The 14,180-nt window shown below is 67.6% G+C and carries 14 protein-coding genes; 8 read left to right on the forward strand and 6 right to left on the reverse strand.

Features of this window, described 5'->3' with window-relative positions; genetic code table 11:
• Positions 1-25: 25 nt before the first annotated feature.
• Positions 26-412, reverse strand: a complete 387-nt coding sequence (locus tag VX037_RS07360) for an MmcQ/YjbR family DNA-binding protein (protein ID WP_235722536.1) — start codon at positions 410-412, stop codon at positions 26-28.
• A 61-nt stretch (positions 413-473) separates the two neighbouring features.
• On the opposite strand from VX037_RS07360, the gene ligA reads away from it, so the two are divergent.
• The gene (gene ligA, locus VX037_RS07365) at positions 474-2,552 is read left to right on the forward strand and encodes an NAD-dependent DNA ligase LigA (RefSeq protein ID WP_328713755.1); all 2,079 of its coding nucleotides are present in this window, start codon (positions 474-476) and stop codon (positions 2,550-2,552) included.
• Position 2,553: 1 nt separating this feature from the next.
• Here ligA and VX037_RS07370 read toward each other — a convergent pair whose 3' ends face one another.
• The gene (locus VX037_RS07370) at positions 2,554-3,222 is read right to left on the reverse strand and encodes an amino acid-binding protein (RefSeq protein ID WP_287016734.1); all 669 of its coding nucleotides are present in this window, start codon (positions 3,220-3,222) and stop codon (positions 2,554-2,556) included.
• Between the two features lie 140 nt (positions 3,223-3,362).
• On the opposite strand from VX037_RS07370, the gene VX037_RS07375 reads away from it, so the two are divergent.
• The 3 genes from VX037_RS07375 (at position 3,363) to gatA (ending at position 5,830) form a co-directional block, all read left to right on the forward strand.
• Positions 3,363-3,953, forward strand: coding sequence for an antibiotic biosynthesis monooxygenase (locus VX037_RS07375; protein WP_235722547.1), 591 nt, complete (start codon positions 3,363-3,365; stop codon positions 3,951-3,953).
• 78 nt (positions 3,954-4,031) lie between these two features.
• A complete protein-coding gene (gene gatC / locus VX037_RS07380; RefSeq protein WP_235722549.1) occupies positions 4,032-4,346 on the forward strand; it encodes an Asp-tRNA(Asn)/Glu-tRNA(Gln) amidotransferase subunit GatC in 315 nt (104 codons plus the stop codon).
• Positions 4,343-5,830, forward strand: coding sequence for an Asp-tRNA(Asn)/Glu-tRNA(Gln) amidotransferase subunit GatA (gene gatA, locus VX037_RS07385; protein ID WP_287016735.1), 1,488 nt, complete (start codon positions 4,343-4,345; stop codon positions 5,828-5,830). Before gatC ends, gatA begins: the two co-directional genes overlap by 4 nt.
• Before the next feature lie 4 nt (positions 5,831-5,834).
• Here the strand turns inward: gatA and VX037_RS07390 are convergent, their stop codons facing one another.
• Positions 5,835-7,025, reverse strand: a complete 1,191-nt coding sequence (locus tag VX037_RS07390; protein ID WP_328713756.1) for an alpha/beta-hydrolase family protein — start codon at positions 7,023-7,025, stop codon at positions 5,835-5,837.
• Complete coding sequence (locus VX037_RS07395; RefSeq protein WP_287016737.1) at positions 7,022-7,666, reverse strand: hypothetical protein; 645 nt, start codon at positions 7,664-7,666, stop codon at positions 7,022-7,024. Before VX037_RS07395 ends, VX037_RS07390 begins: the two co-directional genes overlap by 4 nt.
• 180 nt (positions 7,667-7,846) lie before the next feature.
• Here VX037_RS07395 and VX037_RS07400 point away from each other — a divergent pair, with 180 nt between their 5' ends.
• The 3 genes from VX037_RS07400 to VX037_RS07410 all read left to right on the forward strand — a co-directional run bounded on the left by VX037_RS07400 (position 7,847) and on the right by VX037_RS07410 (position 10,935).
• Positions 7,847-9,112 carry a sensor histidine kinase gene (locus VX037_RS07400; RefSeq protein ID WP_328713759.1) on the forward strand — a complete coding sequence of 422 codons (1,266 nt, stop codon included), beginning with the start codon at positions 7,847-7,849 and terminating at the stop codon, positions 9,110-9,112.
• A 10-nt stretch (positions 9,113-9,122) separates the two neighbouring features.
• The gene (locus tag VX037_RS07405) at positions 9,123-9,779 is read left to right on the forward strand and encodes a response regulator (RefSeq protein ID WP_235722558.1); all 657 of its coding nucleotides are present in this window, start codon (positions 9,123-9,125) and stop codon (positions 9,777-9,779) included.
• 121 nt (positions 9,780-9,900) lie between these two features.
• Positions 9,901-10,935 carry a 6-phosphofructokinase gene (locus tag VX037_RS07410; protein WP_235722560.1) on the forward strand — a complete coding sequence of 345 codons (1,035 nt, stop codon included), beginning with the start codon at positions 9,901-9,903 and terminating at the stop codon, positions 10,933-10,935.
• A gap of 9 nt (positions 10,936-10,944) precedes the next feature.
• On the opposite strand, the gene VX037_RS07415 is transcribed toward VX037_RS07410, so the two are convergent.
• A complete protein-coding gene (locus VX037_RS07415; protein WP_235722561.1) occupies positions 10,945-11,208 on the reverse strand; it encodes a PspC domain-containing protein in 264 nt (87 codons plus the stop codon).
• A gap of 145 nt (positions 11,209-11,353) precedes the next feature.
• On the opposite strand from VX037_RS07415, the gene gatB reads away from it, so the two are divergent.
• The gene (gatB, locus tag VX037_RS07420) at positions 11,354-12,856 is read left to right on the forward strand and encodes an Asp-tRNA(Asn)/Glu-tRNA(Gln) amidotransferase subunit GatB (protein WP_235722563.1); all 1,503 of its coding nucleotides are present in this window, start codon (positions 11,354-11,356) and stop codon (positions 12,854-12,856) included.
• A 64-nt stretch (positions 12,857-12,920) separates the two neighbouring features.
• On the opposite strand, the gene VX037_RS07425 is transcribed toward gatB, so the two are convergent.
• Positions 12,921-14,021: a PQQ-dependent sugar dehydrogenase gene (locus VX037_RS07425; protein WP_235722788.1), complete on the reverse strand. Its 1,101-nt coding sequence runs from the start codon at positions 14,019-14,021 to the stop codon at positions 12,921-12,923.
• Positions 14,022-14,180: the final 159 nt, after the last annotated feature.

The raw sequence follows: 14,180 nt of genomic DNA on the forward strand, positions 1-14,180 counted from the left end.
CGAGGCGCCAGACGGCGACCCAGATTCAGCGCGCGTCGAGTTCGGCGACGGATCTCGCGGGCGCGATCTGGCGGTAGCTGGCGTCGAGCAATTCGGTGACCTCGGTCCAATCGGTCCTCTCGTCCAGCAGCATCCCCAGCCAACCGGCCGGCCCGAGGTAGGCGGGCAGGTAGAAGCGCGGATCGGCGAGCAGCGCCTCGCGTTCGGCCGGGTCGGCGACGAACAGCACCGACTGGTCATGGCGTTCCCGACTGCCCTTCACACTGCCGCCGTAGTTGCCGAACATCTTGGGGCATCGGAACGTCGGGCGCCCGTGCGCGATGACCTCGGTCGTGTGGGGCAGTGCCAGCGCGATCTCGCGAATCCGTCCCAGGTACGGGTCGTCGTCGGAGAACATGATCGGATGCGGCATGGGCTCAGCCTAGAACGATCGGCACTGCGGATGTGTCGGACACCTTCGATACGCTCGTGACGTGGCAGAACAAGGCAACCCCACCGACGCCGGCGGTGACCTGCGTGAGCAATGGGCGACTCTCGCCGACGAGATCCGCGATCACCAGTTCCGCTATTACGTCAAGGACGCGCCGATCATCTCCGACGGCGAATTCGACCGGTTGCTGCGACGACTGCAGGAACTCGAGGACGCGCACCCGGAACTGACCAGCCCGGATTCGCCGACGAAGCTGGTCGGTGGAGGCTTCTCCACGGCGTTCACCCCGGTCGACCATCTGGAGCGGATGCTGTCGCTGGACAACGTCTTCGATTCCGACGAGATGCGCGCCTGGGTGGATCGTGTGCACGTCGACACCGGCGGTCACGGTGAGTTCCTGTGTGAGCTCAAGATCGATGGCGTGGCGCTGTCGTTGGTCTACGTCGACGGAACGCTGACCCGGGCGGTCACTCGCGGGGACGGACGCACCGGCGAAGACGTGACACTCAACGCGCGCACCATCGAGGACGTACCGCGTCGGCTCACCGCCGCCGAGGGCTTCCCGATCCCACACGAACTCGAGGTGCGCGGTGAGGTGTTCTTCCGCGTCGAGGATTTCGAGGCGCTGAACGCCTCACTGGTCGACGACGGTAAACCTCCCTTCGCCAATCCGCGCAACTCGGCGGCCGGCTCTCTGCGTCAGAAGAATCCACAGGTCACCGCCCGGCGGCGACTGCGGATGATCTGCCACGGCATCGGCCACACCGAGGGGTGGCGCCCCGCGTCGCTGCACGATGCCTATCTGGCGCTGGGAGCGTGGGGGCTGCCGGTGTCCGCCCATACCACCAAGGTGGCCGGCGCCGACGAGATCCTGGACAAGATCGCCTACTGGGGCGAGCACCGCCATGACGTGGAACACGAGATCGACGGCATCGTGGTGAAACTCGATGACGTTGCGCTGCAGCGGCGCCTCGGTTCCACGTCGCGCGCCCCACGCTGGGCGATCGCCTACAAGTACCCGCCGGAGGAGGCGACCACCACTCTGCTCGACATCAAGGTCGGGGTGGGGCGTACCGGCCGGGTGACCCCATTCGCGTTCATGGAGCCGGTACTCGTCGCCGGCTCCACGGTGTCGCGAGCGACTCTGCACAACGAATCCGAGGTGCGGCGCAAAGGGGTGCTCATCGGCGACACCGTCACCATCCGTAAGGCCGGCGACGTGATTCCTGAGGTCCTCGGTCCCGTCGTCGACGTTCGCGACGGCAGTGAGCGAGAGTTCGAAATGCCCACGCACTGCCCGGAATGCGGCACCGCGTTGCGTCCGGAGAAGGACAGCGATGTCGACATCCGCTGCCCCAACGCCCAATCGTGCCCGGCGCAGCTGCGCGAGCGGCTGTTCCATCTCGCCGGCCGCGGTTCCTTCGACATCGAGGCGCTGGGATATGAGGCAGCCACGGCGCTGTTGTCTTCCGGTGTCCTGACCAATGAAGGAGACCTCTTCTCGCTCACCGCAGACGACCTCACCAGAACCGATCTTTTCCGCACGAAGGCCGGAGCACTCTCCGCCAACGGCAAGCGACTACTCGCCAATCTCGACGGCGCGCGAAAGGTACCGCTGTGGCGCGTGCTGGTCGGGTTGTCGATCCGGCATGTGGGTCCCACCGCAGCTCGTGCGCTGGCCACCGAATTCGGTTCGCTGCAGGCAATCGAAGACGCGTCCACCGACCAGTTGGCCGAGGTCGAGGGGCTCGGTATGACCCTCGCGCAGAGCATCAACGACTGGTTTGCCGTCGACTGGCACCGCGACGTCATCGAGAAGTGGCGCGCGGCAGGCGTTTCCATGGAGGACGAACGCGACGACTCGATCGTCCGGACGTTGACGGGCAAGACCATCGTGGTGACCGGGTCTCTCCAGGACTACTCGCGCGACGGCGCCAAGGAGGCCATCCTGCAACGTGGCGGTAAGGCGTCGGGGTCGGTGTCGAAGAAGACCGATTACGTCGTCGTCGGAGACTCACCGGGCACCAAGGCCGCCAAGGCCGAACAGCTCGGTGTCCCGATCCTCGACGAGCAGGCGTTCACCCATCTTCTGCAGACCGGGGAAGCACCAGAGGCCGAGTGAGTCAGCTGTCGGCGCGCAGCACGGTGCTGACGATGCCGGCGAGATAGCCGAGCCGGGCGATCTCGGAAGGACGGAAGTCCGGGCCGCCGATACGGCCGAGCAGAACCGCTCGTGCGCCGTCCCCCAGCGGCGCGGCCGCCAGGCGCGTGTCCATGTCCTGCCATGCCTCAGGCACCCAGTCGGCGGTGGAATCGAGTTGCGCGGCTCGATCGATGGGCAGCCAGTCCGCCCGGGTGAGTGGTGTCTCCGGCGCGCCGGAGCTGCCGAACAGCTGCAACACCCCGTTGCTGGCGCTGGTGATCACCATTGCCCACGAAACCCGCAGGACGCGCGGTGCGTTGTCGACGAGGACCTGCAGCTTGTGGTCGTCGGTGGTCGCGACCTGATCGACGAGCTCCAGTTCGCGGTGGGTGTCGAGAACCCCCGCATACGGTCGGATCGAGTCGACGCGCACCCCCTTGAGCTTTTCGGCCGCCGTGATCAGACCGTCCGGTAGCGAACCGGGCGCGATGTCGACGACCAGATCGTCGACGGCATAGCCCTCGCCGCGTTCGACCACTTCCAGCGACAGGATGTCGGCGCCCACCGAACCGAGCTGGACGGCGAGCAGTCCGAGACTGCCCGGGCGGTCCTCGAGGTACACGCGCAGCAGGTACGACACGCGGCTCATTGTTGCACCGAGGTGTGACCACCGTGTGACGAGAGGGGGCCGCGGCCGGTCTGCGCAGGTGCCGTGGGCGCAGGCCCACCGCGCCGCCGCGCGGGTGCGCGAGTACTGCGCCGGTGATGGTCGGGGGTCACGATGATGTCATGGCAACCGACGACACAGGCGCCGCAGCAGATCAGCCCCAGATCTCGACCCAGGTCACCGCATCAGTCGCCCGCCGGATCGAGCCGGGGCGTGAGCACGACTTCGTGAGTTGGACCGATGCGGGCATCGCGTTGGCGCGAACGTTTCCGGGATTCCTCGGTGGTGGCTGGCTGCGCAACTCCCGAATCGATGACGAGTACTACGTGGTCTATCGGTTTGCCGACGAGAAGACCATGGACGACTGGGTGTCCTCACCGGTGCGCAAGGCCTGGCTGTCGCGAGGTGAGGGCGTCGCGGTGGAGTATGCGACGCACCGCTTGTCGGGCATCGAAGGCTGGTTCGAGCCGCAGCAGCACTTGACCCACGCCGTCCGGGTCGCCGGGGCGGCGCCGCCGCGGTGGAAACAGGCGATCACGATCTGGCTCGGATTCTTCCCGATGTCGTTGCTCATCAATGTGGTGGTGGTCAGCCGAATCGACGGGCTCCCGCTGGTGCTCACCACGCTCATCGCCACGCTGATCAACACGCCGATCATGGTGTATGTCGTGTTGCCGTGGATCACCGTTCGATTGGCTCGGTGGCTGCACTGAGCACCGCGTCGCGCGCGCGCAATCGACTCCCATAGGCTGGTGGGGCACACCTGAGCACTCGGCGAGAAAGGACCTGGCATGTCCAGCGGATCGGAGTCGGCCATCTCCCGGGAGGAGGTCGCGCACCTGGCTCGGCTGTCCCGGCTTGCGCTGACCGATGAGGAACTCGATCAGTACGCCCAGCAACTCGACTCGATCCTGGCTCATGTGGCGCAGGTGTCCGAGGTCGCGGCCGACGATGTGCCCGGCACCGCACACCCGGCCGAGCTGGCCAACGTGTTGCGCCCCGACGTGGTGGTCCCCGGCCTGACCACCGATCAGGCGCTCTCCGGTGCGCCGCGTGTGGAACAGGACCGGTTCGCCGTCCCGCAGATCCTCGGGGAGGAACAGTGACATCAGCCCGCACCGCCGGCGAGATCACCGGGCTCTCGGCCGCCGACCTCGCCGCCAAGATCTCAGCGCGTGAGCTGTCGTCGGTGGAGGTCACCCAGGCCCATCTCGACCGCATCGCCGAGGTCGACACCGACCTGGGCGCCTTCCTGCACATCAGCAGCGCTGAGGCGTTGGTCGCCGCCAAGGCCGCCGACGACGCCATCGCCGGTGGCGAGGCGCCTTCGCCACTCGCCGGTGTCCCGATCGCGCTGAAGGATGTGTTCACCACCACCGATGCGCCGACGACCTGCGGTTCCAAGATCCTCGAAGGCTGGGTGCCGCCGTATGACGCCACGGTGACCGAGCGGCTCCGGGCGGCAGGCATCCCGATTCTCGGCAAGACGAACATGGACGAGTTCGCCATGGGTAGCTCCACGGAGAACTCGGCCTATCAGGTCACCCGCAATCCATGGGACACCGACAAGATCCCCGGTGGATCCGGCGGCGGCAGCGCGGCCGCACTCGCGTCGTATCAGGCGCCGCTGGCCATCGGCACCGACACCGGCGGCTCCATCCGGCAGCCGGCGGCGGTCACCGCCACGGTGGGCGTCAAACCCACCTACGGCACCGTGTCCCGTTACGGCCTGGTGGCTTGTGCATCGTCGCTGGATCAAGGTGGTCCATGCGGCCGGACGGTCCTCGACACCGCGCTGTTGCACGAGGTGATCGCCGGCCATGACCCGCGCGATTCCACGTCGATCGACGCGCCCGTCCCCGACGTGGTGGCGGCCGCGCGGTTCGGTGCCGAGCAGGATCTGACCGGTGTGCGCATCGGCGTGGTCACCGAACTGCAGGGTGAGGGCTATCAGTCCGGTGTCCTGGAGTCGTTCCGGGCAGCGCTGCAAGTGCTCACCGACCGCGGCGCCGAGGTGGTCGAGGTGTCGTGCCCGCATTTCAGCTATGCCCTCGGCGCCTACTATCTGATCCTGCCGTCTGAGGTGTCATCGAACCTCGCTCGTTTCGATGCGATGCGGTACGGGCTGCGCGTCGGCGATGACGGCACACACAGCGCCGAAGAGGTGATGGCGATGACCCGCGACGCCGGCTTCGGTCCAGAAGTCAAGCGGCGCATCATGATCGGCACCTACGCGCTGTCGTCGGGCTATTACGACGCCTATTACGGTCAGGCCCAGAAGGTGCGGACCCTGATCGCGCGCGACTTCGCTGCAGCCTACGAGAAGGTCGACGTCCTGGTTTCGCCGACCACCCCGACCACGGCGTTCGCGTTGGGGGAGAAGGTCGACGACCCACTTGCGATGTATCTGTTCGATCTGTGCACCCTGCCGGTGAACCTGGCCGGAGTGGGCGCGATGTCGGTGCCGTCGGGTCTGTCGGCCGACGACGGCATGCCCGTCGGCCTGCAGATCATGGCCCCCGCGCTGGCCGACGACCGGCTGTATCGGGTGGGCGCCACCTACGAGGCGGCGCGCGGGCCGATCGAGTAGCACATCACGAGGACAGACTCCCGGTGCCCTGTTCGAGACCGTAGCGGTGCCCGACGCCGGGGGCTCCGTCGAGCGCTCCGAGCAGGTCGGCCGAGGTCTGAAGGAACCCGATGAGCGGCAGCCAGGGTGGTTGTGGCGCATCACGTCCGACGGCCCGGGTGTCGTGTGGTGGCCGGGATGGCCGCCACAGCAACGACACTGACCATCGCGGAATCGGGTCGGTGCGGTTGGCCACGATGATGCGGCGACTCCCGATCCCGGGACGTCGGGCCACCGAATCCCCTGGCACGCCCACGAGGACGGTCTCGGCGAGGTCGCCGGGATGAGTGCGGTCGGCCCATGAACGGGCCGCCTCGGCACCCACCGCGCCGAGGCTCTGTCCGTAGATGTGGATCTGCGGTCGTTGCGGCGGCGGACGTGTGCCGGTCCGGTGGAGGACGGCCCGCAGCAGTGTGATCGTGGTTCGTCCGGCCGCTGCCCGATCGGCGACGAAGGTCTGCCACGACGGGCGAGCCGAATACTGCATCGCCAGCACCGCGACGTCGCCGGCGAATCGCTCGCGGTAGCCGTGGACCGCGGCCTCGTCGACCCATCCGGAACCCGTTGGCACCGCGATCACCACGGCCCGCCGGTCCAGTCCGCCGGCCCGCACCCACCGGGCCACCAGCTCGTCGCCGCGATGAGTCACCGATGCGCCGTCGGCGTCGGCGTAGAAGACGTCGGCGGGCACGTCGGGTCGACGGTCCGCCGGTTCATCGGCCGTGGCCGCGGGCAGCATGCCTGTGGCGAGAGCAGCGACCATTGCGAGTAACAACGTTGTGGTGCGCGGCAACCACACGATCATCACGAAGACGAGCAGGCCTGCCGCGACCGACGCGGCTGCCCAGCCGAGGCCAACGGCGGGCATACCGAGAGCGCCGCGTAATCCGTTCTGCCAGGACATGCTGAGAAGCGCCGCGCAACTGGTCGCGCCGAGGGACGCGGCCGCGGTTGCCGCCGTCGGGGCAGGCCGGGCGGGCGATCTGCGGGTTGCCAGCAGCGCGCACACGGTGACGACGGCGACGCACCCGGCCGTGAGTGCAGCCGACACCGCCGCTGGTCGGGGCAGTCCGGATGGCCACAGCGCTGCGATCGCTGCGAGGCCCGCCGCCACCGAGACCACCGGGTGCGGCCCGCGAGCCCCGGGCGCGGTCACCGCGCACCGCGCTCGTGCAGGGCCGCCCAGCCGCGGCCGAAGCCGGATGTGACGATCGCAGCGGTTGATTCGGTCGGTGCCGGCGGGCCGTCGAACTGCCGCCAGGTGTTCAGCCGCAGCCCGAGATCGGCGGCGGTCGCGGCGGCCTGACACAGCGGAGACGTGCACGCCGTGTGCATCCGCTCGACCAACATCCGGTCCAGTCGCAAGCGCGCCCAGCCGCCGAGGCGATGACCGGTTCGGTCAGCGAATCTCAGCACGTCGTAACCGAAGTCGTGGGAGCGGCAGAGCACTTCGAAGCGCTGTGGCAGCGCGATCGGGGACGAACACCCACCAGCGGGGTCCACCGGATAGCCCGCCTGCATCTGTGGGCGATACCCGAACATGGCGACGAAGCCCGACGGTGTCTCGGCGGCCGCGCGATACTGCCGACCGCTCGTCAGATGCCACACGATCCGGCCGGCGGTGCTCGTCAGGTCCTCCGGCGCGGGGGCGCTCGCGGTCGGTTCCCGCGCGGCGTGCACAGTGCTCGGGTGGGCCGACGCCGGACCGTAGCCGACTCCGAGAACTATTGCCGCCGAGAGTAAACCGGCGATCAGTCGTTGGCTTGGTCGGCTCGGCCGCCGATGCTGTCGTTTCATGTGCTCGACGCTAGGAATCGGCCTCGCCGCCCCACATCGGCCGAATCGGTGATCACCCCGACCATCGCGAGATCGTCACGTGATGCGGTTCCTCATCCCGGCGAGTGAGCGTGGAATCCCCCGAAAGTATGAGGACGTGCGGTCCCGCGCGCCCTACGGTGAGTGGACGAGGTGATGGAGATGTTTCGAACAGTGCGAAGGCTGACGGGCCGGGCGGCGACGGTGGCGCTGCGGGAGGTGGCCGAACATCCGGCTGCCCGCGACCCGGCCGTGCAACGCTACGTGCGGTCCCCGATGAACTGGTTCTTTCTGTTTGTTGCGGCGGTATTGTTCTCGGTGTCGTGGCCCACCTTGTCATTGACGCATTCGGTACCGGCGTATGCGCAGCCGGTTGTCGCGGCCTTCGCCGCGCTACCGGTGGCGCTGGTCTACTGCGCGCCGGTGGCAGGGTGGGCCGTGTCCGTGGTGTCGGCTCAGCTGATCGGGCTGCTGATCCCGACGGTCAACGGCTGGCCGTGGTCGGTTCAGGTCGTCCACATCATCTCGTTGCTGGTGTTGACCTTCGCCGCGTATCTGCGGTGCTCGTTGCGATGGATTCCGGTGGTATGGGTCAGTACCTGCATCGTCTTCGTGCTGGCGGCCCCCGCCGACGCCCGCGGTGGCTGGGTGTTCGGGCTGACTTTCGGTGCGGTCGTCGTCGCGCTGATCCGGGTGCTGGCCAGGTCGCGCCGCCAACTCGCTGTCAGCACCGAGCAGAAGCAGGTGGTCGAATCCCAGAAGGCGATCCTGCAGGAGCGGGCCCGAATCGCTCGTGATCTGCATGACGTTGTGGCCCATCGAATGTCGGTGGTCGTGGTGATGGCGCAGACGGCTCGTTACCGGCTGGTCGACGTCAGCGACGAGGCGGCGGCGGAGTTCGAGGCGATCGCTGTGTCAGCTCGCGCATCGCTCGACGAGGTGCGCCAGATGCTCGGCGTGCTCCGTACCGACGGGGAGTCGACTGCCGCACCCAATCCGGATCTCGACGATCTCGGTTCGCTCGTCGACCACACCCGGCTGACCGGCGCGACAGTGGATCTCGTCGACACCGTCGCCCACGAGAAGATCAGCGCAGCAGCGGGTCTGGTCATCTATCGGATAGTGCAGGAGAGCCTGGCCAATGCGACCCGACATGCGCCGGGTTCGACAGTGCAGATCTCGATACTCCCGGCGCAGGTGGGGGTCATCGAGGTGTGTGTGCGCAACACCGCACCGACCGCCGAACCCGTGCGTCTGCCGGGTGCGGGCACCGGCATCGTGGGCATGGTCGAGCGTGCCGCGGCGGTGGGCGGCGCACTCACCGCCGAGCCCACCGCCGACGGCGGGTTCGCGGTACGTGCGTTGATCCCGGACCACCCCGGAAACATGGTGGCTGCCGTCGGGTCGGCGGTGGGTGCGAGCGAATAGGCTTATCCGCGTGGCTGTCACGGTGGTGGTTGTCGACGATCAGGCAATGGTGCGCCAAGGATTCTCCGCGCTGCTTGGGGCGCAACCGGACATCTCCGTCCTCGGCGACGCCGCAGACGGTGTCGCCGCCGTCGAGCTGTGCGCCCGGGTCCGGCCGGACGTGGTGTTGATGGACGTGCGCATGCCCCGCAAGGACGGCCTGCGCGCGGCCGAGGAGATCCTCCGCGCGTCGGCCGGACGCGAGGGCGCCACCCGGGTACTGATGCTGACGACCTTCGACATCGACGATTATGTCTACGAGGCCCTGCGCATCGGTGCGTCGGGCTTCATGCTCAAGGACGCACCCGCCGATGAACTCGTCCGTGCTGTGCGGGTCGTCGCCGATGGCGAGGCGCTGTTGGCTCCGTCGGTCACCCGGCGGCTCATCGAAGAGGTGACCGCACGCAGATCGCGCACACCGCGCAGCCGCGCGGCCGACCAACTCACCCCGCGGGAACGGGAGGTGCTCGACCTCGTCTCCGACGGACGGTCCAACGGAGAGATCGCCGGCCGGCTCTACGTCTCCGAACAGACCGTCAAGACCCACGTCAGCAGTGTGCTGAACAAACTCGGTCTGCGCGATCGCGCCCAGGCGGTGGTGTTCGCCTACGAGAACGGGCTGAAGTGAGGACACCGGAAGTTCACTCTTCGACCTCACGACGCGGACGCGACACCCGGCGCAGGCCCGCCCGGACCACTAGATTGGCAGGGGTAGGTGTCTGCAGGGTCGACAGGAAGGTCTCAGGGCGATGGCCAAGAGGTTCGGCATTCTCACCAGCGGCGGTGACTGCCCGGGACTGAACGCGGTGATCCGCGGCGCAGTACTCAAGGGCGAAACCGTCTATGGACACGAGTTCGTCGGCTTCAAGGACGGCTGGTACGGGCTGGTGTACGGCGACATCATGGAACTCGATCGCTCCACGGTTCGCGGATTGTCCCACGAGGGTGGAACAATCTTGGGTACCAGCCGGTTCGGGCCGTATCAGGAACCCGACGGCGGCGCGGAGAACATCAAGAAGGTGATGAAGAACCTCGGCATCGACGGTGTCATCGCCATCGGTGGAGAGGGCACCGCGTCGGCATCGCGACGGCTGTACGAGGACGGCATCAACATCGTCGGCGTTCCCAAGACCATCGACAACGATCTCGACGCCACCGACTACACGTTCGGATTCAACACCGCGGTGGAGATCGCCACCGAGGCCATCGATCGCCTGCGCACCACCGGCAACTCGCACAAGCGGTGCATGGTCCTCGAGGTGATGGGACGGCACGCCGGTTGGATCGCCCTCTACTCCGGCATCGCCGGCGGCGCGCACGCGATCCTCATCCCTGAGCAGCCCGAGAGCCTCGATCAGATCTGCGCCTGGGTCACCCACGTCAAGAACCGTGGTCGTGCCCCGATGGTGGTCGTCGCCGAGGGATTCAAGTTCCCGGACATGGATGAGGCCTATTCGGTGAAGGGGCTCGACGGCTTCAACCGTCCGCGCCTCGGCGGTATCGCCGAGGTGCTCGCCCCGCTCATCGAGGAACGTACCGGTATCGAGACGCGCGCCACGGTGTTGGGCCACATCCAGCGGGGCGGTGTCCCCACGGCATTCGACCGGGTCCTCGCGACCCGACTCGGTATGGCGATCACCGACCTCTGCGCCGACAAGGGGTGGGGCAAGATGGTGGCGCTCAACGGCACCGACATCGTGCGCGTCGATTTCTCCGATGCGCTGGCCAATCAGAAGTCGGTGCCCGCCGATCAGTACCAGGAGATCCGGGTCATCTTCGGTTGACCCGACGGGTCAGCGGGTTGCGGGTGGCGTCGCCGGGTAGACCGGCGGTGTCGACGGTTGCGCCGGTTGCGCCGGTTCGCGCGGGATGATGAGCCACAGCACCAGGTACAACAACACCTGCGGGCCGGGCAGCAGGATCGACGCCACGAAGAGCACCCGGATCACGGTGACATCCCAACCGAAGCGCTTGGCGATACCGCCGCACACTCCGCCGAGCCAGGCGTCGTCGCGTGAACGCATCAGTCGGGTGGGAGCCGGAGTCGTGGTGGTCATGGTTGTTCCTTTCGTCTGACATCGACGCTACGGATTGCTCGTCCCGGTCGCATCGGGGATGACCCTGATCTCCACCCGGGTTCGCATCGCTTGCGTCCGACGACCCGGGGGGCCGACGGATCACGGGAGCAATAAGATGGCATCCATGACTGCCGCTGCCACCGAACTGCTCGACTACGACCAGGTCATCGCAGAGTTCGACCCCGTCCTCGGCCTCGAGGTGCACGTCGAACTGGGCACCGCGACCAAGATGTTCTGCGGCTGCCCGACCGCGTTCGGTGCCGACCCGAACACCCAGGTGTGTCCCGTGTGCATCGGCCTGCCGGGGTCGCTGCCCGTCGCGAACGTCAAGGCCATCGAGTCGGCGATCCGGATCGGGCTGGCGCTCAATTGCAGTATCCGGCCGTCGAGCGTGTTCGCCCGCAAGAACTACTTCTACCCCGATCAGCCGAAGAACTATCAGATCTCCCAATACGACGAACCGATCGCCTACGACGGCCACCTGGAGGTGCTGCTGGGAGACGGCACCCCGTGGCGGGTGGAGATCGAGCGTGCGCACATGGAGGAGGACACCGGCAAGTCCCTGCACATCGGTGGTTCCGGCCGCATCCATGGGGCGAGTCATTCACTGCTCGACTACAACCGGGCCGGCGTTCCGCTGGTGGAGATCGTGACCAAGCCCATTGTCGGCGCCGGTGAGCGTGCACCGGAGATCGCCCGTGCTTACGTGTCGGCTCTGCGAGATCTGCTCAAGGCCCTCGACGTCTCCGATGTCCGGATGGATCAGGGCTCGCTGCGCTGCGACGCCAACGTCTCGTTGATGCGCAAGGACGCAACCGAGTTCGGCACCCGGACCGAGACCAAGAACGTCAACTCGCTCAAGAGTGTCGAGGTGGCGGTGCGTTACGAGATGCAGCGGCAGGCCGCGCTGCTGCTCGCCGGGGGCGAGGTCGTGCAGGAGACCCGGCACTTCCATGAGGCCGACGGCACGACGTCGGCGGGACGTCGCAAGGAGACCGCCGAGGACTACCGCTACTTCCCCGAGCCCGACCTGCCGCCGGTCGCTCCGGACCCGTCGTGGATCACCGAGCTGGGTACGACGTTGCCGGAGATGCCGTGGGTGCGCCGCGCCCGTATCCAGGACGAATGGGGTGTCTCCGACGAGGTGATGCGTGACCTCGTCAACGTCGGCGCGATCGACCTGGTGATCGCGACCGTCGACGCCGGCGCCGGCGTGGAAGCCGCCCGCGGGTGGTGGGTGTCGTTCCTGGCGCAACAGGCCAACACCCGCGGTACCGAACTCGCCGACCTGCCGATCACTCCGGCGCAGGTGGCGCGGATCATCGGCCTCGTCGACGAGGGCAAGCTCACCACCAAACTCGCTCAGCAGGTAGCGGTGGGGGTGCTCGACGGCGAAGGCGAGCCGGATCAGGTGGTGGCCGATCGCGGCCTCGAGGTGGTGCGCGACGATTCGGCTCTGCAGAAGGCGGTCGATGACGCCCTGGCCAACAACCCCGACATCGCCGACAAGATCCGCGGGGGCAAGGTCGCTGCGGCCGGCAAGATCGTCGGCGACGTGATGAAGGCCACCCGCGGTCAGGCCGACCCGGCTCGGGTCAAGGAACTCGTCCTGGCCGCCTGCTCCTGATCGGGCCCGCTCCGGGCAGACTACCTCCGGCAACGGGGTGCAATCTGCCGGCGAGGCTACCCGGTCAGGTCCGGTCCTCGGTCGACGACGGCGGCAGCCAGCGGACCACGCGGTCGTCGGTGCTGACCGGCTCACCCGAGGTGCGGTTCACCGTGGCGAACTGGATCACACCGTTCTCGAGCGCCACCATCCGACCCAACGCGCCGTAGCGCTTCTCCAACACCACTGCGGGTGGGGTGATCGCCGGCTTCTCCCGAGTCGGTTCGGTGAGGGCCTCGATGTGCTGGGTGCGAGTCGTCGAGACGAAGATGGCACCGGAGGTGACCGCGCAGCCGGCGATCTGCGGGCGGTCGGGCCACGTCCACAACACCTTCGGGCCCGATGGCTCCAGGACCTGGATGCGATCCTCGGTCGCGGTCTGGTCGGCGACATAGAGCGAGCCGGTGGTGGCGCTCGGACACAGGGACACATTCGAACCGAAACCCGAGGCCAGGATTCGCGGGCGCGGGTTCGCGCCCGAACTCAGCGACGTCACCGACAGGATCTTGCCCGCCAATGACGAGGGATCATTGGCGGCGGCCGGGTTGCCGGCGTCGCCGGTCGCGACCACCAGCTCCGTCGGGGACCTGAAGAACATCGCGCCCATGTTCCCGCTGGCACCCTTGGGAATACCCACCAGGATCGGTTTGGGCACGTCGCCCGGTGCCAGGCGCACCACCCGATTGTCCGACGCGGTGGTGATCAATGCGTAGATCAACCGGTCCTGGTCGTACGTGGGGGAGAAGGCGAAGTCGATCAGTCCGCCGTCGCCGGATGCGTCGACCGGCGCTGTGGCCAGAACACGCTGCGGTCCATAGCGTTTGGTGGTGATGATCTTTCCGGTGGTGCGTTCGGCCACCACGGTGACCTCACCCTGATCGTCGCCGGGCATCACCGCTGCGGTGGACTGCAGGCAGGTGGCGATCACCGCCGGGTCCGGGTCCACACACGGACCGGGGGGCGGTGGTACCGGTGGTTCGGTGGGGGAGGGACGGGGCTGTTGCTGCTGCGCCGGTGACTCGTTGTTGGCGCTGAACGCACCGGCGTCCTTCGCGCGATCCTGCTCGGTGAAATCGGCACATCCACTCGCCGCCAGCATCAGCACACCGAGCACCACCAGAGTGATCAGGCGACCGGGGCGGGTGCGGGCCGATGCGGTCGACCGCTCGCGGTCGTGTTCTGACCTCGGCCACCCCATACGCATGGCGTCCAGCGTAGGCGATCGTTGCCGACTCACCGCGCGCTGCTCGAGGCGTCCAACGGTGTTGGCGCCTACAGTCGGAAC

The sequence above is a fragment of the Gordonia sp. Z-3 genome (genome assembly GCF_036233855.1).
Classification (GTDB): Bacteria; Actinomycetota; Actinomycetes; order Mycobacteriales; family Mycobacteriaceae; genus Gordonia; species Gordonia tangerina.

Excerpts from the sequence above, each read along its gene's own strand:
- VX037_RS07415 (WP_235722561.1), bottom strand. The coding sequence starts at position 11,208 with ATGACCACCACGACTCCGGCTCCCACCCGACTGATGCGTTCACGCGAC.
- VX037_RS07360 (WP_235722536.1), bottom strand. The coding sequence starts at position 412 with ATGCCGCATCCGATCATGTTCTCCGACGACGACCCGTACCTGGGACGG.
- gatC (WP_235722549.1), top strand. The coding sequence starts at position 4,032 with ATGTCCAGCGGATCGGAGTCGGCCATCTCCCGGGAGGAGGTCGCGCAC.
- VX037_RS07395 (WP_287016737.1), bottom strand. The coding sequence starts at position 7,666 with ATGAAACGACAGCATCGGCGGCCGAGCCGACCAAGCCAACGACTGATC.
- gatB (WP_235722563.1), top strand. The coding sequence starts at position 11,354 with ATGACTGCCGCTGCCACCGAACTGCTCGACTACGACCAGGTCATCGCA.
- VX037_RS07370 (WP_287016734.1), bottom strand. The coding sequence starts at position 3,222 with ATGAGCCGCGTGTCGTACCTGCTGCGCGTGTACCTCGAGGACCGCCCG.
- VX037_RS07410 (WP_235722560.1), top strand. The coding sequence starts at position 9,901 with ATGGCCAAGAGGTTCGGCATTCTCACCAGCGGCGGTGACTGCCCGGGA.
- VX037_RS07375 (WP_235722547.1), top strand. The coding sequence starts at position 3,363 with ATGGCAACCGACGACACAGGCGCCGCAGCAGATCAGCCCCAGATCTCG.
- VX037_RS07400 (WP_328713759.1), top strand. The coding sequence starts at position 7,847 with ATGTTTCGAACAGTGCGAAGGCTGACGGGCCGGGCGGCGACGGTGGCG.